We start from the raw sequence: 16,075 nt of genomic DNA, 5'->3' as shown, positions 1-16,075 counted from the left end.
CCAATTAGGAAACAAAGCCCAAATAAGGATTAAGGTGTTGCGCAGCCAACACTAAATCCCGAGTGTTGAACAAGCCCGAAGCCACTTTATTAAGTAAATTGTACGATTGAACTTGAAGGGCACATCGCTTTGAGGCTTTTCTCAAAGCGAGCGAAGCTAAGATAAGGTTGCGATAGCAATCATATCAATCAGTTAGCTATTTTTCGTTTCTTTCGTCGTTACATCTCCTCTGCTCTCGTCAATGCCATTCTCCTTGTTATCAATGCCTTTCGGCTAGATGGGTCGACTTACTCCAACACACGCCATCTGATGCTGACAGCAAGGGCATACTCGTATTGCTTTGGTTCTTATCGGTGCGGTTAGCGGCGGCATTATATAGAGCAAGTTCAATAACAACAGTTGAATGCGGGCTCTTAAGGCGTGTGCTTGACCACGTAAAAATCCGTAGTCTCGTACTCTCTGCAACCCTTTGGGCAGCACGTGTTGCAAAATGAGCAGCAAAAACTTCAGAATGGGCAAGGTGCGCGTTCGCCATGCATTGGTCTGGCTCTCTTTATAGCGGAAGGTGACAGTATCATCTGTGATACTGATGATGTCTTCATCAGGCAGCACACCACGATAGAGATAGCGAGCCAAATAGCTCAACGCAGCCTGACCGTATCCCACTTGTCTGCAATCGACCACCCATTGTTTGGGTATGCCACTCGGCAGCCACAACGTTGGGTGTTGATTAATGGCCTCTAGCATTCTTGCTCGCCATACTTTGGCCAAAGCAAACGCGTTGAAGAGGTAATGCTTGTTGCCTTTGTGCCACGTTTGCCTCGACGCGTCGTATTGGCCTGCCGCCACGATAATGTGCAGATGTGGGTGCAAGTTTCGTTGTCGGCTGTGAGTATGTAACACGGCGGTAAAACCAAGTTCACCTTGCCGTTGTCGGTTAGCAAAATCCTTTAATACCCCTGATGCCACCTTAAACATACCGTTATATATCGCTTTAGGTTGATGTCTTGCTAAGACCCTTAATTGATACGGCAAAGTGAAGGTCACCATGAAATAGTGAATAGGTAACCGCTTTTGCTGCTGACGTTGAAGCCAGTCAGCGGTGGTGCGTTGTTGGCACTGAGGGCAATGACGATGACCACAAGAAAGCGGTAATCGGTCATTGTGATGACAGTGACTGCAGAACCATTGTGAGCGACCTTGTCGTTCTGTTTTACAACGGAGCATCGCCCCAATGGCTCGATGCATATCGCCATTCATCTGCGCATAATCGTGACGTTTAAGCGCAGAGTGATGTTGGCGAAGCAGTTCAATAAAGGTACTCATGTAATGCTCCACGTTAATTCTAGAGCATCAGTTAAATGATTGATGGCCATCGCAGCATCGCGTTGTTTTAGCGTAGTCATTCGGGTGTAACGAGCCGTGGTATTAAGGCTTGCATGACCCAGTAGCGTTTGCAGTGAACGCAGGTCTAACCCTTGCTCAAGTAAGTGCGTCGCGAAGCAATGTCTAAGTGAGTGGGGGCTGGCGTGTTTTTGGATTCCGCACTCTTTGAGTACAAGTTTCATGGTTATTTGAATACCGCCACGATCCATAGGGGTGTCGCGACATGTACCAAGGCCAGGGAATAAGTAGTAAGGGTGCTTATGGGTAAGCCAATGCACGCGAAGAGCTTTAAGCGTTCGCAGCGGAAGCGGCACCATTCGGTCTTTTCCGCCTTTTCCTTCCCGTATGTGGACACGCATGGTTTGGCTGTCGATATCGTGAACCGTGAGGTTCAGTCCTTCACCAAGGCGCAACCCCATGCTGTACAGAGTAAGAAAAAACACTTGATAACGTGTCTGTCGAGTGTGGCTAATCAGCGAGCTGACTTGTTGCGGTGTCAGTATGTCGGGCAGTCGTTTTACTTGTGGCGGCTTGACGATATTGAGCCATTCCCACTGTTTATCGAGCGTGTAGCGATAGAAAAACTGCAAGCCATTACGATCGAGTTTTATGGTGCTCCACGAATGGGTTTGAATAAGAGACGCGAAGAACTGTTTGAGGTCAGAGGTCGTTAATGTATCAGGGGCTCGGTCGAAATGAGCGGTGACCCGACGAACCGCACGGGAATAGGCATCAATGGTCGCGGGTCGTTTACCTTGCAGCTTTAGGTTGGTAAGGTGTTGTTCATAAAGGGTGTTGTAGCGTTTTAAGTCATCGGGTTTCATGGGGTTACTCCTGTGAACGACCATCAGGGTGATGGTGTTACAAGAGTATGGTTTGCACTCGTTTTACTCTGCCGCGTAGCGGCTTCGTTCAACAATCGCATCAACACGATTTGCTACACTCGGCGTTGTCAGTTTGCCTTTAGTTTCAGTGATTAAGGCGTTAAAATTCAGCTAGGTCTGTATGGCAGCAAACGTGTTATGCAGGCGTTAGGTTTTTTGAGGTTGTTTTAAGTGAATCAGGATATTTATGAAATGGAGCATCGTTGTGTTGATCGTCACAATGAGCTTGCAGAGCATATTGATCGCATAAGTCAGGAGCATGCACGAATGCAAACGGATCAGAATGTTGCGATTATAAAAGAGGTTGTCTCACACGTTTATGGCAAGGCAAACTCATATAGTAATGTGATTATTGCTGCTGGTTATGTAGGTTTCTTTACTCTTTGGTCAAGCATTAAGACAGATTTACCTGACTGGGCTGTTTTGTCATCAGGGGCGTTAATCTTATTGTCATTGATGGTATTCATCGGATTTGAGTTATATAAGATGATTAGCAGTGCCCTCCAAATGCGTAAAATTACGACTAGGCTTCAATCACCGACGGTTGATACTTTGAAGGAAATTCAGAGTATCGAACAGCAAGTAAATTTACATAATGCTAGAGTTTGGATTTTTACCATCGTGCCTACAGTAATATCTGGCTTTTTGGCTGGGTTGGTACTCCTAATTAGTTTTCTGATTGAGTTTTTGTCACCATATTTACAACAAACCTAACAAATAAGGATTAAGGTGTTGCGCAGCCAACACTAAATCCCGAGTGTTGAACAAGCCCGAAGCCACTTTGTTAAGTAAATTGTACGATTGAACTTGAAGGGCACATCGCTTTGAGGCTTTTCTCAAGGCGAGCGGGGTCAAGATAAGGTTGCGATAGCAATCTTATCAACCAGTTAGCTATTTTTCGTTTCTTTCGTCGTCACATCTCCTTTGATTTCGTCAATGCCATTCTCCTTATTATCAAATGCCTTTCGGCTACATGGGTCGGCTCACTCCAACACACGCCATCTCATGCTCACAGCAAGGGCAGATTCTTATCGCTTTGCTCCTTATCGGTGCCGTTAGCGGCGGCATCATATAGACCAAGTTCAATAACAGCAGTTGAATGCGGGCTCTTAAGGCGTGAGCTTGACCACGTAAAAATCCGTAGTCTCGTACTCTCTGCAACCCTTTGGGCAGCACGTGTTGCAAAATGAGCAGCAAAAACTTCAGAATGGGCAAGGTGCGCGTTCGCCATGCATTGGTCTGACGCATTTGGAACTGCTTACCGTGAAAAACGAACTTCTATGTTTAAGTCGCTTCTTTCTGAGTTGGGTGCTGACAATCCAATAATAATTGAAAGGGTAGGCTCTGTTACAGTAGCTATTCAATATCAAGATGTCGTCTTCATATCGATGAGAGGTACTGAGACTTTTAAAGATTGGCGCAAAAACTTAAAATTCCGCAAAATCACACCATCACGATATGTACGTGATGAATCCAAAGTTAAGTTGCATAAAGGTTTTTACTTTGAAGTTGACTCGTTCATGGATACTTTGGAGGTAGAGATCAGAGAAAGGAGCTGGCAGAATAAAAAAATTTATATTACAGGCCACTCTCTTGGAGGGGCTTTAGCTGCGTTAACATATGCACTTCGCATAGGTGGTTTTCACTACTTTTACGATGATTATCGATACCATCGAAAAGGACTGTTAAATATCGTGTCTTGTTATACATTTGGTATGCCTAGATGGGGTAATGAAGCCGCAATTGAATACTTTCCAAGTCCATATCACGTTTTTGTTCGCAACGACATTGTCCCTTCAGTACCTCCAAAGCGTTTTGGCTTTGATGACTGTAAAATCAATTTTAACCTAGATGCACAGGCTTTTAAGTATGTTGACTTTTCAGATGGCTCTTTCAAATCATATATAAAGAATTTCAAGCTCTTCATTACAAAGGGTAAACTTGAAGATCACCGCATAGAAAACTATGTGGAGCGGATTTATAATAAAAAATAAAACTAACAGATAAGGATTAAGCGTTGCGCAGCCAACGTTAAATCCCAAGTGTTAAACAAGCCCGAAGCCACTTTATTAAGTGCATTGTACGATGATGTTCGAGGGCATTGCGCCTTGAACTGGTCTATTCACACAGGGCTCCAAGTTAATGATTTTCCATACCTGTAGTTATTCATGAATTGCTAATTTAGTAAACCACTGACCCAGAAATGTCCAGAGGCTTCATAGACCTGAAGTTTTACTTATGGCACTTTTCTAAAAAGTGCCAGTTAGCTCAGATCTGCCCCATTATGTATATGGAATCCACGTATTTACAAAGTGATTTTGGCAATAAAAGTTAAGATGCGGTCGTATATTCGGCTTCTTATTGAAGGAGCTACCCTCTAGCCTTTGATGTTTTGCGCACCTACTGTCCTTATCGCGCTAGCAGCTTTTTACAGCATGACAGAATGGCCAGGTTCTCAGTAGGTTGGTCTTACCTTTTATGCATCATCATTTTGTAAAATTTAAAAATTTGGTAGTGATTAATGAGTGAGTAATACTGGTTTATATTCAGTCTCATACCGAAGCATTGCCCACGCAGTACGTACCACTTTGTTAGCCAGTGCAATGCAGGCCTTCTTGAAGCCGATACGATCTATGATGCTCCTCAACCAAGCGTCCTTCTGAGTCTTCGGTTTTTCGGGTAGTCGCCCAACGTATGACATTGCGCCAAGATAAAGAAGCGAGCGTAGCTCCTTCACACCACCGCATTTATCGATCCCAATCATAAAAACTTTGCCTCCTGAACTGTGCTGTTTAGGTGTAAGACCAACAAATGCTGAAGCTTGTCTTCCATTCTTGAACTGCTTTCCATCACCAAGAGTTGTATAGAGCATCGCAGCAGTTGTTTCACCAACCCCTTCAATGCCCATTAATCGTTGGCACGGCTCTATCTGACGGGTTAAAGCATTTTTCTCTTTTTCGAATGCGATGAGTTTTGCTTTAAGTTCTTTATATTGCTCCCAAAGCATCGACAGAACGGATACGACATTGGAGGGTATTGGTGTATTGCCATCAAGCACGGTTTGAACCGACGCTTTTAAGCCTTTTCACCTCTAGGGTTTGCTATCCCGTAGCCCAAAATTGTCCCTCTAATGTGAAGAGCTAGGGAAACAACACTACGAGATAAGAATCTACGGCTAGTTTCTAAAGAATGCATAGCTTGTTGTTCCAATGACTTTGGACGACTGTACTTGATACCAATTTGTATAGCGGCGTTAGCGATGGCGAGAGCATCATTATGATCCGTTTTATGACCTTCTAGGTATCCTTTCACCTTCTTAGGGTTAATGATTCGGACTTCATGCCCAAGTTTTTCTGCTAATTGCCCCCAGTAATGGCAACCGCAACAACCTTCCATGGCGACAATCGAAGGCTTAGCCTTTGCCAAGAACTCTTTCATCTTCTGGCGACTCAGAGGTTTATTGGACATTAGCTCACCATGAATGCTGATATGGCAGGCTTGAAGAACATTTTTTGCTAAGTCGATAGCGATAACATTTTTAGTCAACATATTGGAACCCTCGGTTTTTTCTCACACTCCTAAGTCTAGATTGCTAAGGAGGGAGTGGATTCCATACATCACGTTAGTGTTTTTACTCATAGCTATCTTGTTAAAGAAAGTTTGTCCTATAAATAGTAATCTGAATAGTCGATTCGAACATTCTACAAGTTTACTCAAAACGTCCACAGGTTAACGGGGAGATTTCCGTCTTTTTGCGACTAGAGTGAACTTATAGTCACTGGATTTAAAGTAGTTGCGACTATATTCGAATACAGTGTCATCGTGTAGGTAGCTGCGAGTGCGCTTCTCAATGATCGGGTCGGCAGGACTGATGCCTAGCAACTCAGCAACATCGTTAGCCGGGAGGATGGGCACGATTTCCTGCTCACTTCTATCTATCACCAGTTTTTTCTGCTTCTCGATATAATCGTATTTCGAGCCTTGCATCACTTGATAGGTTAGATCCGGGAACATGTCGACTGGCATCCATGTCTCTTCAACGGTGATTGGGTTGTCATCGACAAAACGAACGCGTTTTACGTAAAAAATTCGAGCGCCTTCGTTGATGTCTAAGTGCTCTGCTAGTGTTAACGAGGCAGATTGAATTTCAAAGGCAATTACATCGCTATGAGTTATCCCACCTAAATGAGCCCATTTTTCCGCAAAGCTACTTTGTTGGTAGATATCGTAGTTAACCTTATTCTCTTTAACGTAGGTGCCACTACCCTGAATGCTCTCTAGCTCTTCATTTTCGATCAGAAGTTTAAGCGCCTGACGAACGGTTACTCGGCTGGCAGAAAACTCTTCGCACAATTGAGCTTCTGTTGGCAGCGCCTCACCTACCTTGTAAATCTTACTGCTGATTTTTTCTCGAATGGCGTCAGCTATTTTGCGATACAGGGGCAGTCTTGCCATGTAAACCTCGAAAACAATACAAAAGAGATAGGTGACAACGACTTGTGATCACCTCTAGAGGCTTAATGATACGAATTAAAGCACTGAATACAAGAAATGGTTGTTGAGTGAGTGAGCTGATAATACAAAAAAACTCCAAGCGGGGGAGGCTTGGAGTTTTGGAGCATACTAAGTGAGGGTGAGTTAAGCTTTCGTTTCAGCTAACTTCTTTTCTTTTTGGTTTCCTATTACTTTTAATCCGATGGTTAGTGCCATTGACACTGCAATACCGATGACGAAGTAAGTCAGCCAAGCAACAGGGTTACCGATGACAGGTAGCATGAACACTGCGCCGCCAGCTACGGTACCAATAGTAATCTTAGAAGAAAGAATTAATGCAGCCGCTACACCACCACCAATCATATGAGCAGGGATGATACGCATTGGATCTTTTACAGCGTAAGGGATAGCACCTTCAGTGATACCACAGAAACCTAAGATAGCGGTTGAAGGGCCTGCCAAGCGATCTTCTTCATCGAAGAAACGTTTGAATACGACAGACATAATGCCTAATGACATACCAGGGATACATTTCGCAGCAGTAAAGGCAGCGTAAAAGATTGATGCATCACCAGCGAAGTCACCACTTGTACCAACACCGATACAGAATAGGTAAGCCGCTTTGTTTACCGGGCCGCCCATATCGAAACAAGCCATAGCACCGAGGATGAAACCAAGAATCAGTAGGTTGTTTGTGCCCATTGAGGTTAGCCAGTCAACCAAACCACTGTTAAGCATCGCGAAGAACTTACCAGGGCCCGCATACATAAAGATTAGTGTTGCGATACCCGCTAGTAGAGGTGTGATGATAATCATCTTCACTGACTCTAGTACTTTCGGTACTTTGATCTGGCGGACAAGCATAACAAATAACGCTGCTGCTGCACCGGCTACTAAGCCACCTAGGAAGCCGCCGGTCATGATAGAGATCTTACCGAATCCACCACCAACAGCGACGAAACCACCGACGAAACCAGGAGCTAGACCAGGTTTACCGACCATACCGTAAGCTGTAAATGCTGCAAGCACACAGATTAACAGTGGGTTAAATGCTTTTAACGTGCCGTAGTATAGGAAATGAATAATGCCTTGAAACGAAGACTCAAACTGCGCTTTGGCTTCTGGCTGTGCAATAGCTGCATAAACTTCTTTCTTAATTGCACCGATTTCACTGTTTGCTAACCCTTCAGCGGCGTTAATTATGCCAAGGTCTGCGTATGTTTTGCCCGTGTATTCAACCAGTATCGCTTCATCATAAAGGTGGGTGTAATCGTAGCCGAAGAATAGATTTAGAAGACCTACACAAAGACCACCGATTATAACAAGAGGAATGATGTGAGATACGCCTGAAAGAGCGCCCTTGTACCAAAGTTTCAAGAAACTAACGATCATATTGTCGTTGCTCTCTTCCTTCTCGGCAAACTTGTTGGTCGTCGTGGCTGCTTTCGCATTTGAGCCACCCGCTTTGACCTTCTCTTCGAGTGCATCAAGCATTTCATCAGCGGCTTTGATACCATCTTTAACCTTACCTTGCACAGACGTTAGCCCCTCGAAGCGCTCAGCTTCAATTACGCCTACGTCAACAGCGTAGATAATGCCATCGGCCTGCGCGATATCTTGTGCGGTTAGTTTTCCATCTAGTCCATTCGCACCTTGCTTCTCGACCTTTATTTCCCAACCGCGCGCGGCTGCTTTCTTTTCTAAATTTTTAGCCGCCATGTAGGTGTGCGCTACACCGGCTGTACATGCTGTAATCGCTAAGATTTTCATCTGATGTTCCTTTGCGTCGTCTCTCGTCATTTGAGCGACAAATAGGTCACTCAATGATTATATTCTTACTTAATTTGTTTTAATCATCTGTGATGATTCTCACAGGTTGTATTATTTGTATTTAATTTGTTTTTATTGTTCTTAGTGCCAAAGTAATACAAAAAATGCAATATGACTATATATCATTGAAATATAATGCTAAATAGCTACGAGGCGACATTAAGTAATAAAACCCTTATTTAAATAGAATAGCTTGTATTCGCCCTTTGGCGCTTAGAGGTGAGGGTAAATTTATAGTTGTTGGTCGTGAAATAGTTTCGGCTATATTCGAAGATGGTGTCATTTTCTAGGTATCCGCGAGTACGCTTTTCTATAACAGGTTCTGTAGGATTGACTCCAAGCAATGTCGCCACGTCACTTGGTGGAAGGACAGGCATGATTTCTTGCTCACTTCTATCTATCACCATCTTCTTTTGCTTTTCGATGTAGTCATATTTCGACCCTTGCATCACTTGGTAACTGAGGTCTGGGAACATAGTCGTTGGCATCCAAGTCTCTTCAACCGTAATGGCGGTCTCGTCCAGGAAACGTACTCTCTTGATGTAGAAAATGCGCTCGCCTTCATTGATATCCAAGTGTTCGGCCAGCGTTAATGAGGCGGCTTGTACCTCGAAAGATAAGACATCGCTGTGTGTTACTCCCTGCAAATGAGCCCATTTCTCAGCAAAGCTGCTCTGTTGGTAGATGTTGTAGTTTATTTTGCTCTCTTTTACATAGGTACCACTACCTTGAATACTTTCTAGCTCTTGTTGTTCGATTAGAAGTTTAAGCGCTTGGCGTATAGTTACGCGGCTGACAGAGAACTCTTCACGGAGTTGTGCTTCTGTCGGTAGTGCTTCACCAACCTTGTAAATACCGGTGCTAATCTTATCTCTAATGGCATCAGCGATTTGTCGGTACATGGGTAATCTTGTCGTCATATCCTAGCTAACCTCTTGCGTATTAACCTGTAGAACCACTCTAACAGGTCTTAGTGTGTGACCTTTGACTTGAATAATACGAATTCTACCCAGTTAAATAATGATAAAGAATACAAATATGGACCTTTAACTCCAATTTAATACATATCGTGATATTTGTGAGATCTGCATCATGGTTTATTTGTATTTGATTGGTATTATTGTTGTCACATAAACAGATAACCCAAAAGAACGTGAACACGGGGCTAAAACTATGAACCTTACAACGCTTACCAACTCATCACTGATTAATCTACAAACGACGTTCGAAAGTCGTGACGCTGCAATTGAAGCACTCGCTGAACAACTCGACCAACAAGGCAAACTGCACGACAAAGAAGAGTATTTAAAAGCTGTGTTTGCCCGTGAAGAGCATGGTGCAACGGCGCTAGGCGAAGGCCTTGCTGTTCCACATGGCAAAACCGACGCAGTGAAAGAAGCAGCATTTGCAGTCGCAACCCTAAAACAAGATTTGAAATGGCAGGGCATTGATGAAGAAGAGGATGTAAATCTGATCTTTCTAATTGCTATTCCTAATGCTGAAGCGGGCTCTACACACATGCAACTGCTGACCGAGCTGACAAGTACTTTGATTGATGATGAAGTTCGTGAAGCGGTAGTTAGCGCGACAACTGTAGAACAAATTTTTGCACTTCTTAGCGATGAGGAAGAACAAATTGAACAGGCAGCCGAAGAATCTGCACCAGTAGTTGAAGAGAAGAAAGGGTTGTTTGGTTCTATTGCTTCAAAGTTATTTGGATAACTCAGCGTTTACTCAAAAGCCATTACTCATTTAAGTCGCACAGCACAGTCTTTACAGGTACAAAACAATGACTAAATCACGCGTTCATATTACCCCACACATGCACTGGGATCGCGAATGGTACTTCACCACTGAAGAGTCTCGTATTCTTCTGGTGAACAACATGGAAGAGATCATGCAACGTCTGGAGAGCGATCCAGAATACAAATACTATGTACTTGATGGTCAGACCGCTGTCCTTGAAGACTACTTTGCCATCAAGCCAGAAAATAAAGAGCGTGTACGTGACCTAGTTCAGGCGGGCAAACTTATTGTTGGCCCTTGGTACTCTCAAACTGACACTATGCAGGTTGGTGGTGAGTCAATCGTTCGTAACATGTTGTACGGCCTACGCGATTGTCTAGAGTTAGGTGAGCCAATGAAAATTGGTTACTTGCCAGACTCGTTCTCAATGAGCTCACAGTTGCCGATGATCTATAACGGATTTGATATCGATACAGCGATGTTCTGGCGTGGTTGCTCTGAGCGTCACGGTACCAACAAAACTGAGTTCTTATGGCAATCTAATGATGGTTCAGAAGTAGCTGCACAAGTACTGCCTCTTGGATATGCGATTGGTAAGTACCTACCTCAAGATGAAGAAGGGCTGCGTGCTCGCCTAGACAAATACTTCCCGGTGTTAGAAAAACCGTCAGTGACCAAAGATATCCTGCTGCCGAATGGTCACGATCAGATGCCAATCCAAAAAGACATCTTTGAGGTGATGGACAAGCTACGTGAGGTTTACCCAGAACGTGAGTTTGTGATGAGCCGCTTTGAAGAGGTGTTCGACCGCATCAAGCAAGAACGCGATCAATTACACACAGTAAAAGGCGAGTTTAACGACGGCAAATACATGCGTGTGCACCGTACAATTTCGTCAACTCGTATGGATATCAAGCTGATCCACGCTCAGGTAGAGAATAAGATCGTCAACATCCTAGAACCTCTTGCTTCTATCGCTTGGTCACTAGGTTTTGAATATCACCATGGCTTGATTGAGAAAATGTGGAAAGAGAGCATGAAGAACCATGCCCATGACTCTATCGGCTGCTGCTGTTCAGACAAGGTGCATGCGGAGATCCTTAACCGTTACATCCTAGCCGACGATATGGCGAGCAATCTGATCACCTTTTACAAGCGTAAAATTGTTGACCACATGCCAGCGCGTGAAGGCTGCGACAAGCTAGCTTTCTTTAACCTATCGCCATACGAACGTGAAGAGGTGATCAACACCACCATCACTATTCGTGCAGAGCAGTTCAACATCTTCGATGATAACGGCAACTCAGTTGAGTACTTCATCCAAGATCAGCGAGTGATCGACCCAGGCAAGATTGACCGCCAGATTGTCCACTACGGTAACTATGACCCGTTTATTGAGTACGATATTCAGATTAAACAATCTGTACCTGCGATGGGCTTTGCTACCTTGCATATTCAAGGCAATGAACAAGGTGCTCAGAAGATTGCCGAGCAGAAAGATTACCTGCTAGAGAATGAGTTCTACACCATCAAAGTGAACGACAATGGCACCCTAACCATCTTGGACAAAGAAACCGAGATGACATACGACCAAGTGCTAAAAATTGAAGATGGTTCAGACGATGGCGATGAGTACGACTATTCGCCATCTCGCAAAGAGTGGCTGCTTTACTCAGATGAGTTTAAAGTCGAAACCGATATTAAACATGAAGGATTCCAATCGGTTGCTAGCATCAAACTGCGAATGGATGTACCAGCTAATCTGCAAGAGCGTGAAGAGCGCACAGGACAAAACGGCTATGTAGATGTCGATTGTCAAGTGGTACTTAAAGCCGGTTCACGCCGCATTGAAGTCCGTATGGAGCTAGATAATCAAGCAGACGATCATCGAGTACGTGTGCTTATCCCAACGCCATTTGTCTCTGAAAATGTGGTGGCAGATAACCAGTTTGGCCTTATCACTCGACCAACTAACGACCCTGCAATGGAAGTATGGGAGCAAGAAAGCTGGAAAGAAGCGCCAGTGCCTGTGTACCAGCTGATGAACTTTGCTGCGGTTGAAAACCAGACAGGTGGACTGGCATTGATGACCAATGGTCTGCGTGAGTTTGAAGTCGTATCAAGCCAAGGCAATGAAGAACGCGATACCTTTGCTCTAACTCTACTGCGTGGGGTAGGAGTTCTAGGTAAAGAAGAGTTGTTGCTGCGTCCAGGACGTCCTTCAGGTATCAAGATCCCGACCCCAGACTCGCAAACTCGCGGCAAGTTGGTGTGTGAATTCAGCTTACTTGGTTTTGCTGGCAACCATATCGCGGCCAACGTTATGGCTAAAGCACGAGACTATGTAACGCCAATCGAGTGTTACAACAAGATCCCGTACAACGCAATGAAGCTAAACGTCGGTGAGCAAGACAAGCCGTTAACCTACTCGCTTCTTGCCAAAGAGCAGAAAGGAGCTGTTCTTAGTGTACTGAAGAAAGCGGAAGATGAAGATGCCTTAATTCTACGTGTCTACAACCCGGCTGAATCTGGACAGATTGAAGATGGTGTTACCTTCACTCAACCAGTGACTTCATGGCAAGAGACCAGCTTGGATGAGCGAGTACGTGATACCGAAGTCGCTAGCCAGAGCTTTGGTGCACTTAATGCGTGTCAGGCTAAATCATTCCAAGTGAAGTTTTAATCCTAGTTTTTAACCGTAGAAACCTCCGCTCTGATTCCAACTGGGCGGAGTTGGTGAACCGAGATGAAGATTGTAATTGCCCCCGATTCATTTAAAGAGTCTCTTAGTGCCAAGCAGGTATGCCAAAGCGTTGAAGCCGGTTTTGCACAAGTATTCCCAGAAGCGGAGTATGTGCATCTACCGCTGGCCGACGGAGGTGAGGGAACGGTCGATGTATTGATGCAAGGGTTAGATGGCATTGTGCAAACTACCCAAGTGATGAACCCACAAGGTGAGACCGTCGATGCACATTGGGCACTGCTTGATGACGGTAATACGGCATTGATAGAGATAGCTTCAGCATCGGGATTAGACCTAGTTTCGCCACAAGATCGCGATCCTGCCCTTGCAACTACCTATGGTACTGGTGAGTTGATCAAAGAGGCACTTGAGAAAGGTGTAAATAAAGTCCTGCTTGGTCTTGGAGGCAGCGCCACCAATGATGGTGGGGCTGGTATCGTCCAAGCATTGGGTGGCAAGTTGTTGGACGAGCAAGGCAATGAGATTGCCTTGGGTGGTACTGCTCTTTCTAACCTTTCTCGTATCGACTTAAGCAATATCCATCCTCGATGCCAACAGGTCGAGTTTGTGATCGCTTGTGATGTCAACAATCCATTAGTTGGTGAAAACGGCGCTAGCTATATCTTTGGTGCTCAAAAAGGGGCTTCCTCGGAACTGATTGATCAGCTTGATGACGCGTTGAATCATTTTGGAGAGGTCAGCAGCAATCTCACTGGAACAGATAACCGAACTACACTTGGCTTTGGCGCTGCTGGTGGCGCATCTCTTGGTTTATCACTGCTATTTGATATCCAAATCAAGCAAGGTATTGAGATGGTTTTAGACACCTTAAACGCAGACCAAGTGCTGCAGGGCACGGATCTGGTTATTACTGGCGAAGGCCAGATGGATAACCAAACCCTGCAAGACAAGACCCCGTTTGGTATTGCTAAACGAGCCACGCTACAAGGTATTCCCGTGATTGGAATTGCAGGCTCATTGGGTAAAGAGATTGATGAACTCTACAACGTTGTCGATAGCACCTTTGGCACGGTTCGTTCACCACAACCACTAGAACAAGTTCTGACAGAGGCGGGCGATAATCTGACTCGCACTGCACGCAATATTGCCGCTACTTTGAAAGTCGGCGCACAGATTTTTGGAGAGAAGTAGTATGTCTCTATTTAAGCTTGATAACGTCATCCAAAACTATGCATGGGGTAGTAAAGACTCCATTCACAACCTATTTGGTATCAATAATCCAGAGCACAAGCCACAGGCAGAGATCTGGATGGGTGCTCACCCAAATGGCTGCTCTAGGCTCGATGGTACCGGAGAGCCTCTTGCTGAGGTAATTGAGCACAACAAGCAAGATATTCTTGGTGGCTACACCGCTGCACGTTTTGGGGAGTTGCCTTTCTTATTCAAAGTGCTTGCCGCAGGGATGCCACTCTCTATTCAGGTACACCCTAGTAAACATAAAGCGCAGCAAGGGTTTGAGCGAGAAAACCAACGAGGGATTCCGCTAGATGCCGCGCACAGAAACTATAAAGATTCCAACCATAAGCCTGAATTGGTTTACGCTTTAACCTTTTATAAAGCGATGAATGGATTTCGCCCAATTGCAGACATTATTACTTTGTTTAAAGAGGCCGACATTCCAAGTCTGGCGAAAGAAATTTCCGAGCTAGAAAAGCACGCAGATAGTGCAGCGCTAAAAGAGTTCTTTGCTGCGATTATGTCACTTGAAGGTGAACGTAAAAAGGTGGCACTGGCTGAACTTGGTGAGGCGCACAGACGTCCGGCTAAAACCATGATAGGGCGCGAGGCTCTGCAGTACAGTGCTGAGTTTAAGCGGCATTATCCTGGAGATATCGGCCTATTTTCTCCACTAATGCTTAATACTGTTGAATTAGCACCTGGCGAAGCAATGTTTTTGTACGCCGAAACCCCACATGCATATGTGCAGGGGACTGGTCTGGAGATAATGGCAAGTTCAGACAATGTTTTGCGCGCAGGGCTCACACCAAAACACATTGATGTAACTGAGTTAATAGATAACACCTCATTCGAACCGATTGAACCAGCGGAGATTCGGCTAAAACCAATATATAAAGAGAGTAATAAAGTGAGCTACCCGATCCCAGTTGATGACTTCTGCTTTGAAGTAATGACAGTCGAGATTACCAGCCAAGCACAGTTTGTTCGTAGCGCAGAAATACTGTTTTGTATTGAAGGTGAAGTTGCAATTTCAAGTCAAAATAATCACGTTGTGTTGAGAGCTGGTGAATCAGTATTCGTTAGCAGTAACTCAGTGAAATACGATTATCAAGGGCATGGGAGGATAGCCCGAGCATTCAATTAATTTTCATATGCTTGGAACCTTGATGTGGCCAAAGTAGACACTACTAATTAAACGGCTCCTGCAAACAATACTGAGTAATTGGCTGCCCGACGTGCTTTTTGTCTATTTTAAGACAAATCTCATTTAACTTACTTAAACTAATCCATTGCTCACTAAATTAGCAAATCGCGTAGCACACTTTTGTCCAGAAACTTCTCACGCACCATTTCGTAACTCAGAAATGCCCAGAACCTTCTTAAGGCTCAGAGATTCTGTGCGGAAAGGGATTAAAGTGAGTAACCGTGTATCGGGGGGCTTAGCCTGCATGGCTATTGCAGCACCGTTGGAAATACCTAACTGATGCCGTTGAAGAAGCTATTATACTTATGTTGAAATAGACTGAATTACTAGCTGGCGGTTGTAAGCAGGTTAAGTACGTTAGGATAAAGTATAGTTGCCTTAGCCTAAAAATTTATGCAGTAACTTATGAATTTGACACTTGGTTAAAAGTATTACCATAAGTATTACCGCTCTCTTTGCGAGTTTTTTTATGGATATATATCAGCATCTTAAATAAATAAGTCGGATTCCTCACTCACCGCCAAATTTAAGACCGCAGCAGTTCGCTGCGGTTTTTTTATGTCTAATTTGTATCCGCCCCATGAACCC

Annotated in this window: 10 protein-coding genes and 3 pseudogenes; 6 read left to right on the top strand and 7 right to left on the bottom strand. The window is 44.4% G+C overall.

Annotated elements, in window-relative coordinates; translation table 11 throughout:
* Nucleotides 1-273 precede the first annotated feature (273 nt).
* Together AB4558_RS03225 and AB4558_RS03220 are read right to left on the bottom strand one after the other, a co-directional pair.
* Nucleotides 274-1,326 (bottom strand): transposase, encoded by a 1,053-nt coding sequence (locus tag AB4558_RS03225; protein WP_372074738.1) that lies wholly within the window; start codon nucleotides 1,324-1,326, stop codon nucleotides 274-276.
* Nucleotides 1,323-2,210: a tyrosine-type recombinase/integrase gene (locus tag AB4558_RS03220; RefSeq protein ID WP_372074736.1), complete on the bottom strand. Its 888-nt coding sequence runs from the start codon at nucleotides 2,208-2,210 to the stop codon at nucleotides 1,323-1,325. Before AB4558_RS03220 ends, AB4558_RS03225 begins: the two co-directional genes overlap by 4 nt.
* 231 nt (nucleotides 2,211-2,441) lie before the next feature.
* On the opposite strand from AB4558_RS03220, the gene AB4558_RS03215 reads away from it, so the two are divergent.
* Nucleotides 2,442-2,984 carry a hypothetical protein gene (locus AB4558_RS03215; protein WP_372074734.1) on the top strand — a complete coding sequence of 181 codons (543 nt, stop codon included), beginning with the start codon at nucleotides 2,442-2,444 and terminating at the stop codon, nucleotides 2,982-2,984.
* 255 nt (nucleotides 2,985-3,239) lie between these two features.
* Here AB4558_RS03215 and AB4558_RS03210 read toward each other — a convergent pair.
* Nucleotides 3,240-3,515, bottom strand: a pseudogene (locus AB4558_RS03210) (transposase); the annotation flags it as partial.
* Here AB4558_RS03210 and AB4558_RS03205 point away from each other — a divergent pair.
* Nucleotides 3,500-4,264, top strand: a complete 765-nt coding sequence (locus AB4558_RS03205; protein WP_372074732.1) for a lipase family protein — start codon at nucleotides 3,500-3,502, stop codon at nucleotides 4,262-4,264. The pseudogene AB4558_RS03210 and the gene AB4558_RS03205 overlap by 16 nt on opposite strands.
* 524 nt (nucleotides 4,265-4,788) lie before the next feature.
* Here AB4558_RS03205 and AB4558_RS03200 read toward each other — a convergent pair.
* The 4 genes and pseudogenes from AB4558_RS03200 to AB4558_RS03185 all read right to left on the bottom strand — a co-directional run bounded on the left by AB4558_RS03200 (nucleotide 4,789) and on the right by AB4558_RS03185 (nucleotide 9,514).
* Nucleotides 4,789-5,819 (bottom strand): annotated as a pseudogene (locus tag AB4558_RS03200) (IS110 family transposase).
* Between the two features lie 180 nt (nucleotides 5,820-5,999).
* A complete protein-coding gene (locus AB4558_RS03195; RefSeq protein ID WP_102321452.1) occupies nucleotides 6,000-6,725 on the bottom strand; it encodes a GntR family transcriptional regulator in 726 nt (241 codons plus the stop codon).
* Nucleotides 6,726-6,908: 183 nt separating this feature from the next.
* Nucleotides 6,909-8,534: a PTS fructose transporter subunit IIC gene (locus AB4558_RS03190; RefSeq protein ID WP_198594332.1), complete on the bottom strand. Its 1,626-nt coding sequence runs from the start codon at nucleotides 8,532-8,534 to the stop codon at nucleotides 6,909-6,911.
* Nucleotides 8,535-8,773: 239 nt separating this feature from the next.
* Nucleotides 8,774-9,514 carry a GntR family transcriptional regulator gene (locus AB4558_RS03185; RefSeq protein ID WP_241910602.1) on the bottom strand — a complete coding sequence of 247 codons (741 nt, stop codon included), beginning with the start codon at nucleotides 9,512-9,514 and terminating at the stop codon, nucleotides 8,774-8,776.
* A 253-nt stretch (nucleotides 9,515-9,767) separates the two neighbouring features.
* Between AB4558_RS03185 and AB4558_RS03180 the strand changes: the two are divergent.
* From AB4558_RS03180 to manA, 4 genes and pseudogenes are all read left to right on the top strand, one after another.
* Nucleotides 9,768-10,265 (top strand): annotated as a pseudogene (locus tag AB4558_RS03180) (fructose PTS transporter subunit IIA); the annotation flags it as partial.
* A gap of 118 nt (nucleotides 10,266-10,383) precedes the next feature.
* Nucleotides 10,384-13,023: a mannosylglycerate hydrolase gene (mngB, locus tag AB4558_RS03175; protein ID WP_372157961.1), complete on the top strand. Its 2,640-nt coding sequence runs from the start codon at nucleotides 10,384-10,386 to the stop codon at nucleotides 13,021-13,023.
* Nucleotides 13,024-13,086: 63 nt separating this feature from the next.
* Nucleotides 13,087-14,235 carry a glycerate kinase gene (locus AB4558_RS03170; RefSeq protein ID WP_372074727.1) on the top strand — a complete coding sequence of 383 codons (1,149 nt, stop codon included), beginning with the start codon at nucleotides 13,087-13,089 and terminating at the stop codon, nucleotides 14,233-14,235.
* Between the two features lies 1 nt (nucleotide 14,236).
* Complete coding sequence (gene manA, locus AB4558_RS03165; RefSeq protein WP_372074725.1) at nucleotides 14,237-15,427, top strand: mannose-6-phosphate isomerase, class I; 1,191 nt, start codon at nucleotides 14,237-14,239, stop codon at nucleotides 15,425-15,427.
* Nucleotides 15,428-16,075 lie beyond the last annotated feature (648 nt).

Origin of the sequence: Vibrio sp. 10N.222.51.C5 (assembly GCF_041474575.1) — a bacterium.
GTDB lineage: Bacteria > Pseudomonadota > Gammaproteobacteria > Enterobacterales > Vibrionaceae > Vibrio > Vibrio crassostreae_C.
This window is presented reverse-complemented; position numbering and strand designations above follow the sequence as displayed.

What these genes read in the sequence shown, in the direction of transcription:
- AB4558_RS03225 (WP_372074738.1), bottom strand. Translation starts at nt 1,326, where the DNA reads ATGAGTACCTTTATTGAACTGCTTCGCCAACATCACTCTGCGCTTAAA.
- AB4558_RS03220 (WP_372074736.1), bottom strand. Translation starts at nt 2,210, where the DNA reads ATGAAACCCGATGACTTAAAACGCTACAACACCCTTTATGAACAACAC.
- AB4558_RS03205 (WP_372074732.1), top strand. Translation starts at nt 3,500, where the DNA reads ATGCATTGGTCTGACGCATTTGGAACTGCTTACCGTGAAAAACGAACT.
- AB4558_RS03195 (WP_102321452.1), bottom strand. Translation starts at nt 6,725, where the DNA reads ATGGCAAGACTGCCCCTGTATCGCAAAATAGCTGACGCCATTCGAGAA.
- AB4558_RS03190 (WP_198594332.1), bottom strand. Translation starts at nt 8,534, where the DNA reads ATGAAAATCTTAGCGATTACAGCATGTACAGCCGGTGTAGCGCACACC.
- AB4558_RS03185 (WP_241910602.1), bottom strand. Translation starts at nt 9,514, where the DNA reads ATGACGACAAGATTACCCATGTACCGACAAATCGCTGATGCCATTAGA.
- mngB (WP_372157961.1), top strand. Translation starts at nt 10,384, where the DNA reads ATGACTAAATCACGCGTTCATATTACCCCACACATGCACTGGGATCGC.
- AB4558_RS03170 (WP_372074727.1), top strand. Translation starts at nt 13,087, where the DNA reads ATGAAGATTGTAATTGCCCCCGATTCATTTAAAGAGTCTCTTAGTGCC.
- manA (WP_372074725.1), top strand. Translation starts at nt 14,237, where the DNA reads ATGTCTCTATTTAAGCTTGATAACGTCATCCAAAACTATGCATGGGGT.